This window comes from Pigmentiphaga sp. H8 (assembly GCF_003854895.1).
Taxonomy (GTDB): Bacteria; Pseudomonadota; Gammaproteobacteria; order Burkholderiales; family Burkholderiaceae_B; genus Pigmentiphaga.
Map to the genome: position 1 here is coordinate 834,189 of NZ_CP033966.1, position 13,084 is coordinate 847,272.

A 13,084-nucleotide genomic window follows, 5' to 3' on the forward strand; every position below is an offset into this window, starting at 1 on the left:
CCTCCCGGCATATATGGCCACGCGTGGGATAGCGCTGCACGGCAGGGCGCCGGCATGCTTGCCGGCGAATTGTAGATCCTAGGGCGGACTGGCGGCCGCATGAGCAAGGCTGGTTACAAGCTGGGCGGCGGGCGCCGGCCGTTGCGGGAAGAATCGTTGCCGGAAATCGTCCAGGGTGCGCCGCAATCCTTCTTCCAGCGGCGTGCCCGGTTCCCAGCCCAGCATGCGGCGGGCAAGGCCGATGTCGGGGCAGCGCCGCACCGGATCGTCCTGGGGCAGCGGCCGCCGTTCGATGTCCGACGCCGAGCCGGCCAGGCTCCGGATGGTGCGGGCGATGTCGAGCACCGTGGTCTCGTGCGTGTTGCCCAGGTTCACCGGACCGTGGAAATCGTCGGGGCTGTTCATCAGGCGCATCAGGCCGTCGATCAGGTCGTCCACGTAGCAGAACGAGCGGGTCTGGCTGCCGTCGCCGTAGAGGGTCATGGGTTCGCCCGCCAGCGCCTGCATGATCAGATTGGATACCACCCGGCCGTCGTCGGGCCGCATACGGGGGCCGTAGGTATTGAAGATGCGGGCGATCTTGACCTGCAGCCCATACTGGCGCTGGTAATCGGCGAACAGCGTTTCCGCGCAGCGCTTGCCTTCGTCGTAGCAGGCCCGTATCCCGTTGGGATTGACGTGGCCCCAGTAGTCCTCGCGCTGCGGATGGCGGTTCGGATCGCCGTAGACCTCGCTGGTCGAGGCCTGCAGGATGCGCGCGTTCAGCCGCTTGGCCAGGCCCAGCATGTTGATGGAGCCATGCACGCAGGTCTTGGTGGTTTGCACGGGATCGTGCTGGTAGTGCACCGGCGAGGCGGGGCAGGCGAGGTTGTAGATCTCGTCGGCCTCGATGTAGAGCGGGAAGGTGATGTCGTGGCGCAGCAGCTCGAAGGAAGGATGCCCGATCAGGTGGGCGATGTTGGCCTTGGTGCCGGTATAGAAGTTGTCGACGCACAGGACCTCGTGCCCGGCTTCGATCAGCCGCGTGCACAGGTGCGATCCCAGGAAGCCGGCACCGCCTGTGACGACGATGCGGCGTGGCAGAAGCGGGCTCATGATGGCATCTCCTCGGGTTGGGCGGCCAGGTCCGCGGTCGTGCGCGTCGCTTGCGCGAAGACGTCCATCCAGTCGCGCACGAAGCGGTCGATGCCGAAACGCTGCAAGGCCCTCAGGCGCGCCTCCTGGCCCCAGGTGCGGGCCAGTTCGGGGTCGGCCAGCAGCTCGTGCATGACATCGGCCAGGCAGTCCAGGCGGGTGTCCACATAGCCGTTGGCGCCGTTCTCGATCACGGTGCTCATCTCGGTGGTGGCCAGGCCGATGACGGGCACGCCCGCCATCATGGCCTCGATTACCGCCAGCCCCAGGCTGGTGTAGCGGATGGGGTTGAAGAAGAAGCGGTAGCGGGCCACGAGCGCGGGCAGCTCCAGGTTGGGCACCTCTCCCAGGCCGCCCAGCGACTGCGCGTCCATGCCGGCCAGGTCCAGCGGCACGCGGGCGCGCAGCGCGTCGTAGACATCGGCCCCCAGGCGCCGGCCGCGCCGCTTCAGGTGATTCACCACGACGATGCCGCGCGGTGTCGTGCCCTGATACTCGATGTCGGGGGGCAGCCGCACGCCATGCTCGACCACGCGCGCGGGCGTGCAACCGCTGTCCCACATCAGGGCGTTGAACGGGGTGACGTGGACCAGTGTGCCGCGAGGCTCCTGGAACCAGTGCACCGTGTTGGTGGGATGCAGCTGCGGCGGATCGTGTTCCAGATAAATCTGCGGCAGCTGGCGCTGCGCGGCCGTCAGCAACTGCCCGCGATCCTCCAGGTAGGCCTGCTTGGATTGGTACAGCACGCAGTCGAAGCGCATGTCGCGTACCTTGCTGGCGGACACTTCGTGGACGTTGCGGCCCCAGGGCAGACCGTGTCCCAGCGGCGCGTAGCCCGGCCCGCCGCCCGGGCGCGTGACGACATGGAACTCGTGCGGCACCTGGGTGAGGTAATAAAGATAGTTGCCGTGTACGTGCCAGGTCAGGATGCGCAATGGTCGCGCGAGGGTGTCAGGCATGGCTGGGCTCCTTGCAAAGCATGCGTTCGGCCTGGCGGATCACGTCCGAGGCCTTGATCCCGAGGGCGCACGGATGGCCGATCGGGCAATCGGGGTAGGCGCAGGGCCGGCAGGCAACGTCATGCCAGAGCACCACGTGCCGCGCGTGGTCGGCCGGCGCCCAGCGGTGCACGTCGCTGCCGCTGGCGATCACCACGCTGGGGGTGCGCATCGCCGCCGCGACATGGGAGACGCCGGTGTCGTTGCAGATCAGCAGGCGGCATCGTTCGAGCATGGCCGCCAGCGCGCCCAGGTCCGTGCGGCCCGCCAGGTCGCGCAGCGGGGTACCGGCCAGGCGTCCGACCCGGCGCGTCAGCGCGCGTTCTTCGCCGCTTCCGGTCAACGCCACGTCGAAGCCCGCCCGGGCGACCGCCGAGGCCACGGCCGCGTAGCGTTCGGCCGGCCAGCGGCGCGAGGACAGGCGGGCGCCGGGATGGACCAGCACCGTGCGGTCCGGCCGGAGTCCTTCCCGCTCGGCCAACCGGGCAGCCGCCTGCCTGTCCTCGTCTGTCAGCGGAAACTCCAGCGCGGCGTCCGGGCAGGGTACGTCCAGGAAGCGCATCAAGGCCAGGTAGCGTTCGACCTCGGGCAGGTGGTCAGGCCAGGGCATCCACCACGCGTCGCGTTCCAGGCCGTGCTCTCGCTCGGGCTGGAAGCCGGCGATGCGCGCCGCGCCCAGGCGTCGCACGATGTCGTTGGTCAGACGGCCGCTGCCGTGCATTTGCAGGGCGACGTCGAAGCGCTGCGCCCGGGCCCAGTCGAAGAAGGCGGGCAGCGCGTCCGCGCGGGCGGGCTGTTCCGGCAGCCCGTCCAGTCCGGGAAAGACGGCCAGTTCGTCGACATGGCGGGCGAAGCGTTGCTGGAATCCCCGCGCGCCCGCCAGGCCGACCAGGGTGATCCGGGCTCGGGGAAAGCGTGCGCGCAAGGCTCGCAGCGCCGGTACGGCGCATAGCATGTCGCCCAGTTGCAGGGCGCGGAACACGGCGATGCTGCCGGGTTCGGGTTGCCACAGGGGATGGGAGCCCGGTGTGCCGGTCATAGGAATCTCGCCTTGAAGTGCCATGCACCGCGCAGCCTCCAGAACAGCGAAAGCGGGGGGATCAGCACCGATGTGACCAGCATCTCGACCACGTGCGACGGCGCGAGCGAGGCGCCGCGCAGCCGGGCAAGGAAGAAGTGCAGGGTCAGGGCCGACCAGACCGCCAACCCGCACCATGCCAGCCATGGAAGATCGGCCGCGGCGCCCGCCACGGTGGCCAGCGCGGCGGCGACGATGGCGAAGTAGTTCCAGGGAGGGCGGCGGCGTATGCGGGCCCGGTACAGCAGCGGATGCTTCTTGTAGAGCAAGGCGTCGAAAAACACCTTGCGCTGCTGGCCCACGCTGACGCCGACGGGCGCCGGCCTGACCGGATGCAGCACGATGGCGTCCTCGGCCCGCGCGATCCGGCGCCCGTGCGCCAGCAGCGTGAACTGCAGGTCGGAGTCCTCGCGCCAGGCCAGCGTGAACCGCTCGTCGAAGCCACCCACGGCGACCAGCGCCCGCTTGCGCACCAGGCAGTTGGCGGTGGCGAATTCCGCGTGTTCCAGTCCACCGGTATCCCGCTCATGGTCGCGCGGCCGGTCCGGCAGCGGCACGCGTATCCGGCCGACGACGGCATCGACGCCGTCGGTCATCGCGTCCAGGCCGCGGCGCAGCCACGACGGCGTGGGAATCGTGTCGTCGTCGGTGAAGGCGACGATGGGCGCCCGCGCCTCTTCCCAACCCCGGTTGCGTGCGCCGGAGGGGCCTTGCGTGCCTTCGGCGTCGAGGTAGCGCACGCTCAACCCGCGCGCGGCATGTTCCCGGGCCAGCGTTTCGACCACGCGGCGGGTCTCGCGATCCGGGCCGTCATCGACCACCAGGAGTTCGAAGCGCCGGGGATCGACGTCCTGCCAGGTCAGCGCCCGCAGGCAGCGTCGCAGCATGCGCGGCCGTCGGTAGGTCGGCACGACCACCGAAACCAGCAGGGCCGGAGGGGTGCTCATGCCGATTTCTCCAACAGGAAGGAACCGATGGCGAGTGCGTCGAGCGGGGACGTCCAGAAACATTCGATCGCGTCGCGCGGCGTGCACACGACGGGTTCGCCCCGCGTGTTGAAGGAGGTGTTCACCAGTACCGGTACGCCCGTGCGGCGCTCGAACGCGGCGAGCAGGTCGTAGTACAGCGGGTGCTGGTCGCGGCGCACCGTCTGCACCCGCGCGGTGCCATCGGTGTGGCGCACGGCCGGGATGCGATCGGCCTTGTCCGCCAGCACGTCGAAGACGAACAGCATGAACGGGGCGACGATGGGGCCGGGGCGCGACGTGGCGAACCAGTCCCGGGCGCGTTCTTCCATGACGACCGGCGCCACCGGGCGGAAGTCCTCGCGGTCCTTGATCTCGTTGAGCCGGGACTGCATGCCCGGATCGATGGGCGAGGCCAGGATGGACCGTGCGCCCAGGGCGCGCGGCCCGAATTCCATGCGGCCCTGGAACCATCCCACGATCCTGTCCTGCGCCAGCAGTTCCGCCGTGGCCTCGGCGATGTCCGCCGGCCTGCGGTAGGCCAGCTTCGAACGTTGCAGGAAGGCCTCGATCTCGTCGTCGCCGAATTCCGGGCCCAGGAAGGCATGCTCCATGCTCCAGCGGCGCTCTTGCCCCGCGCGCTGCTGGCTGTTCACCCAGAGCGCCGCGCCCAACGAGGTGCCGGAGTCTCCTGCGGCCGGCTGCACCCAGACCTCGCGAAAGGGACCGCGCTCGCGCAGGCGCGCATTCATGACGCAGTTCAGCGCGACGCCGCCGGCCATGCAAAGATTGGGCGAACCCGTTTCGCGATGCAGCCAGCGCGCCATGCGCTCCACCGTCTGCTCCAGGGCGAACTGCAAGGACCGGGCGAGATCGTAGTGATGCTCTTCCAGCGGGCCGCCGCGGCGCCGCGCCGGGCCGAAGCGCTGCACAAGCGATAGCGGCGACACGGTATAGCCGCCATCGTCGCCCACGCGCATGATTTCCTCGAAGAAGTCCGCGTGGCGTGGTTCGCCGAAGGACGCCAGAGCCATCACCTTGTATTCGTCGGAGGAGTGCAGGAAGCCCAGGTGACGGGTGACTTCCTCGTACAGCAGGCCCAGCGAATGGGGAAGATCGATTTGCTTGATGCGCCGGTAGGCGCCACCGGAATAGTGTCCGTAGCTGGTGGTGGCGCGCTCGCCCCGGCCGTCCATGGTCAGGACCGCGGCATCGTCGAAGGGGGCGGCCAGGAACGCGCTGGCTTCGTGCGCCAGGTGATGCTCGACGAAATGCCAGCGCCGCTGGATGTCGCTGGACGTAGCGCCGCGGAAGCGCTCCTGGAGATGATGCGGAGCGCCATCGGCCAATTGGCGGGGGGCGTTGACCACATACGACAGGAACAGCGGGTCCCAGGGCGAGGTCGTCGCCGTGGGGCTGCCGCCGCGCGAGGGCTCCAGCGGCAGCGTGATGTGCCCATCCACGGCCTGTTCCTGCAACAGCAGGGACGGGTCGTACGAATAGGCGAAGTGGTCGACCTGCGGGAGGTCGATGCCGGCCTGCGCCAGGCAATAGTCGATGGCGTGGAAAGGCAGTTGCCAGGTCGTGAACGGTACTGGCCGCTTGCCGTGCTTGACGTGGGTGAAACGCTCTTCTTCCGCCGCTGCCAGCACCACGCCGTCGCGTACCAGCGTCGCGGAGCAGTCGTGGTAGACCGCGTTGATTCCCAGTGTGTACATGGGCGGGCTCCTTGAGGGGTGTTCAGGCGGCCTGCGTGGCGGCGCACGCGCGGCGCCGCCAGGCCAGCAGTTCGTGCGCGGCCTGGACCACGACGGCGGGGTCGACGCCCGCCAGGCAGGCGTGGTGGCCTTCCGGGCAGACGCTGCGATAGCAGTACTTGCAGGGCACGTCGCGGTTCAGCAGCCGGTGTTCGACGCCCCAGGGCGCGTGCTGAGGATTGGTCAGCGCATACAGGTCGGCCACCGGCGTGCCGACGGCCGCCGCCAGGTGCACCGGCCCGCTGTTGTTCGAGACCAGCACAGCCGCGTCGGCCAGCAGCGCACCCAGTTCCCCCAGGCTCAATTCACCGGCCATGTCGGTCGCGCACCGGCCCGCCAGGACGTCGACGTGTTCGGCCAGCGGCCGTTCTCCGGCGTCTCCGGTCAGTACGACCGGCGCGGTGGCGGACAGCTCGCGGACCACGCGGGCGAACAGTTCGGGCGGATAGCGCCGGGACGGCGCGCTGGCGCCCGGGTGGACCACGATGCAGGAGGCCAAGTCGGCGATGCCGCGGGCGGCGAGTTTTCCCCGCATCGCTTCACGGTCGGCCGGCCGCACGGCGAACTCCAGTCCCTCGGCCGGCGGCCGGGCGCCGATCGACGCCACCAGGTCGAGCTGGCGCCGGGTCTCGTGGCGCCCGCCATCCATGGGAACATCGTCCTTCGTCCAGTCCGATAGCAACTGGTACGGGTTCTCGCGGGCATGGGCAAGCACGCGCGGGATGCCGGCCAGCCTGCACATCAGGGCGGCGGGCAAAGCGCTCTGGCTGTACACGGTGAAGATCGCCGCCGCATCGAAGCCGCCGGCGCGCAACTGCTCGATCATGGCCAGGTCCGGGGCCGGATCGGCCGTCCGCAGGTTCTTCACCCACGGCGCGTCGTAGGCGATCGCCGCGTCCACGCTGGGCAGGTGCGGAGCCAGGCGCGCGCCGGCCGGCGAGCACAGCAGCGTGATGCGCCGGCCGGCCGCCGAGTGCTTCAGCGCGCGCAGCGCCGGCGTGGTCATCAGCACGTCGCCCAGGTTGTCCAGCCTGACGCAGAGTATGTTCGTGGCGCGGTCCCAGCCCGAGGTCACGGGCGCGTCGTCCGGCCGCTGCGCGAGGGCACTCATGCCACCTCCCTGGCGCGCAGCGCCACCGCCACGATGGTGGCCGCCTGTTCGAAGCCATCCACGATGTAGTCGGGCTCGCGGAACGGACCCCGTACCCATTCGGTTTCATGGCCGTTGTTCAGCAGCACGGTGCGGCAGCCCGCGCGGCGGCCGGCCTCCACGTCGTCCAGGATGTCGCCGATGAACCAGGACCGCTCCAGGTCCAGGCCGAGGTCGCGCGCGGCCTGGCGCAGCAGTCCGGGCTGGGGCTTGCGACAGGTGCAGGGCAGGGCATAGGGACGGCGCACGCCACGCGCCAGGTGGGGGCAGTAGTAGAACCCGTGCAGCCTGGCATGGGCGCCCTCGAACATGCGCGCGAGTTGCAGGTGCACGCCTATCAGCGCTTCTTCCTCGAACAGTCCGAGCGCGACGCCGGGCTGGTTCGTGACGACGACCATGGGCGCGTTCGTGCCTCCCAGGCGCCGCAGGCCCGTTTCCACGCCCCGGTCGAAGCGCATCCGCGCCGGATCGACGTTGTAGGCGTCGTTCACCAGCAGCGTGCCGTCCTTGTCCAGGAATACCGCCGGTTTCAGGGCCATGACGTTTCTCGCATCGGCAGCACCATCACTTCGGGGATGACGGTCTCGTCGGGTTGCAGCAGGACGAAGCGCACGGTGCGCGCCACGTTGCCCGGGTCCTGGAGCGTGTCGGCATCGATGTCGGGAAAGCGGTCCAGCAGGAAGGGCGTGCGCATGCCGCCGGCCACGACCGCCGAGACCTTGATGCCGTGGGGGCGAAGTTCGGCGTGCAGGGCGTGCGACAGGCCCAGGAGGCCCCATTTGGTGGCGTGGTAGACGGCGGCGTTGGGCCAGGCGCGCTTGGAAGCGGTCGAGGCGATGTTGACGATGTGCCCGTGTCCGCGCTCCTTCATGTGGGCGCACGCATGCCGGGATATCAGGAAGGGGCCGGTCAGGTTGGTGCGCAGGATGCGGTCCCAGTCGGCCAGCCCCAGTTCGTCGATGGGCACGGTCAGGTCGACGGCGGCATTGTTGACGACGGCGTCCAGATGCCCGAAGCGCGAGATGGCGCGGTCGATGGCGGCCCGCACGTCGCTCTCGTTGCCCACGTCGAAGCCGATCGCATCGGTGTGCGCGCCGATGCGCCGGGCCATCGCATGCGCCTTGCCTTCGTCGACGTCGCCGATCAGAACGCGGGCCCCATCGGCCGCCAATTCCTGGCAGATGGCCGCGCCCAGTCCCTGCCCGCCGCCTGTCACCAGTACCGTCCTGCCTGCCATGCTCGTGGGTGTCCGGGATGTCATGCTTTTCTCCTTGCTGTCATTTGGCGGCCAATGCGGCTTCGGCCATCGGCTCGCGCCGTGCGCGGCGGGGCTGGGCCGGCGCCTGGGTCAGGCCGGCATAGGCGCGCAGCATGTCGCGGGCGACGAAGTTCCAGGTGAACATCTTCTGCGCGCGCCGCAGGCCGTTGCGCCCCAGCCGTCTGGCCGCCTGCTCGTGCCGGGCCAGGAAGGCCAGGCGTTCGGCCAGCGCCTCGGGGTCGCGCGGCGGGACGAGATAGCCGGTCTTGCCATCGATCACGGTGGACCGTATGCCGCCCACCGCCGAGCCCACCACCGGCCTCGCGCAGGCCATGGCCTCGACCGGCGTGATGCCGAAGGGCTCGTACCAGGGCGTGGTGACGAATACATCGCAGGCGCCGTAGAACAGCGGCAGACGATCGCGGTCGCACCGCCCGCAGAAGGACACCGCGTCGCGCACGCCCTCCTCGTCCACGATGCCGCGCAGCCGTCCCAGCTCCGGCGTGGCCAGGTCGTCGGGGCGCACCGCGTCGCCGCCCACCACGCGCAGGACGGCATCCACGCCATGGCGGCGACGCAGGATGGCGAGCGCGCGTATGGCGTTGTCCACGCCCTTGCGCGGCACCATGCGGCCCAGCTGCAGCAGCGTGAATTTCCCCGGCTCCCACCCCAGCGACGTGCGGGCGGCGGCCCGGTCCATGGGCGCGAGTTCATCGGCGTCGAAACCGCAGGGAATGATGTCTATCTTCGTGGGATCGGCGGCATAGTGCTCGACCAGGTCTTCGAGATCCTGCGGACATTCGGCGATCAGCTTCTCGGCCCGGCGCACGAGCTCCAGTTCGATGGCGTAGCGCTCCGCGGGAAACCGGTCCGCGCTGCCCTGGTGCTTGCGCCGCACCCGGTCCAGCGCGTGGAAGGTCATGACCAGCGGCACGCCGAACTCGCGCGTGACCGGCAGGGCAGCCAGGCCCGACATGAAGAAGTTGGCGTGGACGACGTCGTAGATCGGCCAGTTGTTGCGGAAGTAGTGGAGCAGGAACTCGGAAAAGTGCCCCATGTACGGCAGCAGCGACTCCTTGGGAATCGGGCGCGCGGGGCCGGCGGGAACATGGATGACCCGTACGCCGGGCTGCCAGGCCAGCGTGCGGGGCAGCGAAGGGTCGTCCAGGCGGGTGAAGACGTCGACCCGGTTGCCCTGGGCGGCAAGCTCGCGCGCCAGATGCGCGACATAGATGTTCTGGCCGCCGCTGTCCACGCTGCCGGGGGGCGCCAGCGGAGATGCATGTTCACTGACGAGGGCGATGGTGCGCATGGTGGTGTCCCTTTCGTTGATCAGCACAACTACGGGGGCAGACATCGCATCTTCCGTTCCCGGCCCCGGGAAGCGGCTCCAGTCTCCATGGGCTTTCCGGCCACACCAGTAAGGTCTACACGAGCGTGAACTTCTTGCCGACGGTTCCTACAGAACCAGTCCGCGGGACTCCGTCAGCGCCCGGCCCTTGACGATCGCCCTCAGGCAGGCGGCGACGGTCATCGCGAAGGCCTCGTCGTACCAGGGATTGGCGCCGCTGGACGCAACCACGTAGCCGTCCAGGCACGCGGTACCCCACAGCGTGGAGTCGTTCTCCCGCAGCAGTTGCGGGTAGGCGGTCTGTACCAGGTGGCTCTCGATGCCCGTGCGCCAGCTGATCCGTGCCTTGCCGCGCGCGAAGGCGGCGTAGTCGGCGTCCCACTGCTGCGGGTCGCCCACGGCGTGCTCGTAGAGAATGGCCTCTTCGAACTGGTCCCGCCCGGGGGAGCTGGCCGGATCCATGATGACGAGATACAGGAAGCCGCTCTCGCCGACGCGGGGGTCGCGCATCGCGGCCTCGATCGTCGGCAGCGCCATGCGGACCGCCTGCGCGGCCGCTTGTCTGTCCGCGTAGAAACTGGGCGCGGACACCGTGGGGGCCGAGGCAAGAAAGGGGTTGCCGTTCATGGGAAGACTCCTTGGTGGTGGGAATGCGGACAGGATTCAGGCTGCCGGGCCCGGCCCGGGCCGCGCGTGATCGCGCACCAGCGTGGCGACCGTGGCGGCCAGTTCGTCGGGGTCCACCGGCTTGGCCAGGTGCACCTGGAAACCCGCCAGCAGCGCGCGCATGCGGTCCATGGGCTGAGTGCGGCCGGTCAGCGCGACGGCCGGCATGAGATCGGGCAGCGAGACCGAACGCCGGGATTCCAGGCTCCGGATCTCCTGCAGAACCTGGTGGCCGTCCTCGTCGCCCAGCGACAGGTCGCACAGCAGCACGTCCGGCCATTGCTCCGACGGCGTGCGTTCCAGGTAGGACAGGGCGGCATGGCCGGAGGCCATGGGCAGTACCTTCGCCCTATAGGTTTTCAGCACTGCGCCGATCTGTTCCAGGACTTCGGCCTGGTCGTCCACCGCCATCACGCGGATGCCGTCCAGCGACACCGCGCCCGCCTTGCCAGGCGCGGCGGGTGCTTCTTCGGCCACCGCGCGCAGCGGCAGGCTGAGCACCCGCGTCTCGCCCCGCCCGGTGCGCACCGCGTGGGTTACCAGCTTGCCGCCCTGGCCCTCGACCACCGCCCGGATGTGCATGGGATCGAAGACCGCCGAACCGTCTGGCGACAGCGGGGGCGGCGCGGCGCCGTGCTCCAGCGCGACGATGGCCTCGTCGTCGCGTCCGTCGGTGATGGACAAACGCGCGTTGCCGTCGGCCGTGTCCAGCCGCAGTTCCATGCGGCCGCCGGGCGGACTGACGGCGATGGCGTTCATGCAAAGTTCGGATACGACTTGCTGCAAAGTGCTGGGGTCCCCGGTGACCCGATAGGGATGCGAGCCCATGAATGTATAGAGCTCGATGGCGCGTTCCTCGATCAACGGCCGCAGGCCGTCCAGCACGCTGGCCACCAGCGCCACCATGTTGACGGGCTGCCGGCTGAGCTGGCGGCTGGTGCGCTCCAGTTCGCTCTGCTTGAGTTGCAGGTTCCACATCTGGGCGTACATGCCCTGGCTGGCCAGCAGGGCTTCGTGCGTGCCGCGTTCGACGATGCGGCCCTGGTCCAGGACCAGGATCTCGTCGGCATCGACCACGGTGGACAGCCGGTGCGCGATGATCAGCGTGGTCCGGTCGCGCGACAGTTGCGCGAGTTCGGTCTGGATGGCGCGCTCGGCCATGGTGTCCAGCGCCGAGGTGGCCTCGTCGAAGATGAGGATGGGCGGGTTCTTCAGGATCGCGCGGGCGATGGCGATGCGCTGGCGCTCGCCGCCGGACAGTTTCACGCCGCGTTCGCCCACCATCGTGTCGTACTGCGCGGGCAGGGCGTTGATGAATTCGTGGATGCGCGCCGCCCGCGCCGCCTCGATGATCTCCGCCATCGAGGCGCCGGGCCGACCATAGGCGATGTTGTATGCCACCGTCTCGTTGAATAGCGCCGTGTCCTGCGGCACCATGCCGATGTGGGCGCGCAGGCTCTTCTGGTCGATGGCGGCCAGGTCCTGGCCGTCGAGGGTGATGCGGCCGGCGTCGGGTTCGTAGAAGCGGAACAGCAGGCGGGCCAGCGTCGACTTGCCCGAGCCGCTGCCGCCCACCACCGCCACCGTGGCGCCGGGTTCGATCCGGAAGTCCACGTTCCAGAGTATCTGCCGGCCGGGCTCGTAGCCGAAATCGACCGACTCGAACCGGACCTCGCCCCGCTTGAAGTCCAGCGGCGTCGACTGGCGAGTCTCGTCCGTCTCGGGCGGGGTGTCGAGCAGCGCGAACAGGCGTTCGGCGTTGATGACGGCATCCTTGGATTGGCGGAACACCATGCCCAGCGTATTGAGCGGCAGGCTGATCTGAATGATGTAGGCATTGACCAGGACCAGGCTGCCCACGGTCATGTGGTCCAGGACCACTTCGCGTCCGGCCAGCAGCATGACCGAGGCCACGCCCATCGCGATGATGGCGCTCTGGCCGACGTGCAGTACCGACAGCGCCTGCTGGTTGGCCACGCCCGCTTCGCGCCATCGTTCCAGCAGTTTGCGAAAGCGCACCAGCTCGTAGCGTTCGTTGGTGTAGAACTTGACCGTCTCGTAGTTGAGCAGCGTATCGACCAGGCGTCCGCTGGTGGCGGAGTCCGCGACGTTCATCTCGCGTTGCAGCGCGGCCCGGCGCTCGGTCAGGGCGAAGGTGAAGATGCTGTAGCCCAGCAGCGCCAGCACGACGATGACGGTGAACCAGATGTCATAGCCGATCGCCAGGACGACGGCCACCACGCCGATCTCGAACAGCGTGGGCACGACGGTGAACAAGGTGGTGCCGAGAAGGAAGGTGATGCCGGCCGATCCACGGTCCACGTCGCGCGCCAGCGCGCCCGTCTGGCGGGCGACGTGGAAACGCGGACCCAGGCGGTGCAGGTGCGCGAAGGTGCGTTCGTTGAAGCCGGCCACGACTTCGTGCAGCACCGGCGAGAACACCACGTCGCGCAATTCATTGAACAGGGTGCCCAGGAAGCGCAGCAGCGCGTAGGCCAGCAGCAGGAAGACGGGCAATACCAGAGGATGGGTGGGTTGGCTCAGTTCGTCCACGACGTTCTTGAGCACCATGGGAACCGCCACCATGACCAGCTTGGCCAGGATGAGCAGCGCCAGCGCCGTCAGCACGCGCCGCCGCGCCGCCCAGATGGGCGGACCCAGCGTGCGGGCGAGTTGCTGGCTGAGCGGCTTGGCGTGCGGGTCCTGGGCCATGGACGACGGACTCCC

The 13,084-nt window shown here is 69.2% G+C and carries 11 protein-coding genes; all 11 read right to left on the reverse strand.

What is annotated here, in order from left to right; translation table 11 throughout:
• Positions 1–78: 78 nt before the first annotated feature.
• The 11 genes from EGT29_RS04085 to EGT29_RS04135 all read right to left on the reverse strand — a co-directional run bounded on the left by EGT29_RS04085 (position 79) and on the right by EGT29_RS04135 (position 13,069).
• A complete protein-coding gene (locus EGT29_RS04085; RefSeq protein ID WP_124687819.1) occupies positions 79–1,095 on the reverse strand; it encodes a UDP-glucuronic acid decarboxylase family protein in 1,017 nt (338 codons plus the stop codon).
• Complete coding sequence (locus EGT29_RS04090) at positions 1,092–2,093, reverse strand: glycosyltransferase family 4 protein (RefSeq protein WP_124687820.1); 1,002 nt, start codon at positions 2,091–2,093, stop codon at positions 1,092–1,094. The genes EGT29_RS04085 and EGT29_RS04090 overlap by 4 nt, the downstream gene beginning before the upstream one ends.
• Entirely contained in the window at positions 2,086–3,171 is a 1,086-nt protein-coding gene (locus EGT29_RS04095) for a glycosyltransferase family 9 protein (RefSeq protein ID WP_124687821.1), read from the reverse strand. The genes EGT29_RS04090 and EGT29_RS04095 overlap by 8 nt, the downstream gene beginning before the upstream one ends.
• Positions 3,168–4,157: a glycosyltransferase family 2 protein gene (locus EGT29_RS04100; protein ID WP_238160284.1), complete on the reverse strand. Its 990-nt coding sequence runs from the start codon at positions 4,155–4,157 to the stop codon at positions 3,168–3,170. The genes EGT29_RS04095 and EGT29_RS04100 overlap by 4 nt, the downstream gene beginning before the upstream one ends.
• The gene (locus EGT29_RS04105) at positions 4,154–5,893 is read right to left on the reverse strand and encodes a carbamoyltransferase C-terminal domain-containing protein (protein ID WP_124687823.1); all 1,740 of its coding nucleotides are present in this window, start codon (positions 5,891–5,893) and stop codon (positions 4,154–4,156) included. The genes EGT29_RS04100 and EGT29_RS04105 overlap by 4 nt, the downstream gene beginning before the upstream one ends.
• A 22-nt stretch (positions 5,894–5,915) precedes the next feature.
• Positions 5,916–7,043, reverse strand: a complete 1,128-nt coding sequence (locus EGT29_RS04110; RefSeq protein ID WP_124687824.1) for a glycosyltransferase family 9 protein — start codon at positions 7,041–7,043, stop codon at positions 5,916–5,918.
• Positions 7,040–7,621 carry an HAD-IIIA family hydrolase gene (locus EGT29_RS04115; RefSeq protein WP_124687825.1) on the reverse strand — a complete coding sequence of 194 codons (582 nt, stop codon included), beginning with the start codon at positions 7,619–7,621 and terminating at the stop codon, positions 7,040–7,042. Before EGT29_RS04115 ends, EGT29_RS04110 begins: the two co-directional genes overlap by 4 nt.
• Positions 7,612–8,343: an SDR family oxidoreductase gene (locus EGT29_RS04120; protein WP_124687826.1), complete on the reverse strand. Its 732-nt coding sequence runs from the start codon at positions 8,341–8,343 to the stop codon at positions 7,612–7,614. Before EGT29_RS04120 ends, EGT29_RS04115 begins: the two co-directional genes overlap by 10 nt.
• A gap of 16 nt (positions 8,344–8,359) precedes the next feature.
• Positions 8,360–9,697 (reverse strand): glycosyltransferase, encoded by a 1,338-nt coding sequence (locus EGT29_RS04125; protein WP_370282777.1) that lies wholly within the window; start codon positions 9,695–9,697, stop codon positions 8,360–8,362.
• Positions 9,698–9,799: 102 nt separating this feature from the next.
• Positions 9,800–10,318: a hypothetical protein gene (locus tag EGT29_RS04130; RefSeq protein WP_124687827.1), complete on the reverse strand. Its 519-nt coding sequence runs from the start codon at positions 10,316–10,318 to the stop codon at positions 9,800–9,802.
• Positions 10,319–10,354: 36 nt separating this feature from the next.
• A complete protein-coding gene (locus tag EGT29_RS04135) occupies positions 10,355–13,069 on the reverse strand; it encodes an ATP-binding cassette domain-containing protein (RefSeq protein ID WP_124687828.1) in 2,715 nt (904 codons plus the stop codon).
• Positions 13,070–13,084 lie beyond the last annotated feature (15 nt).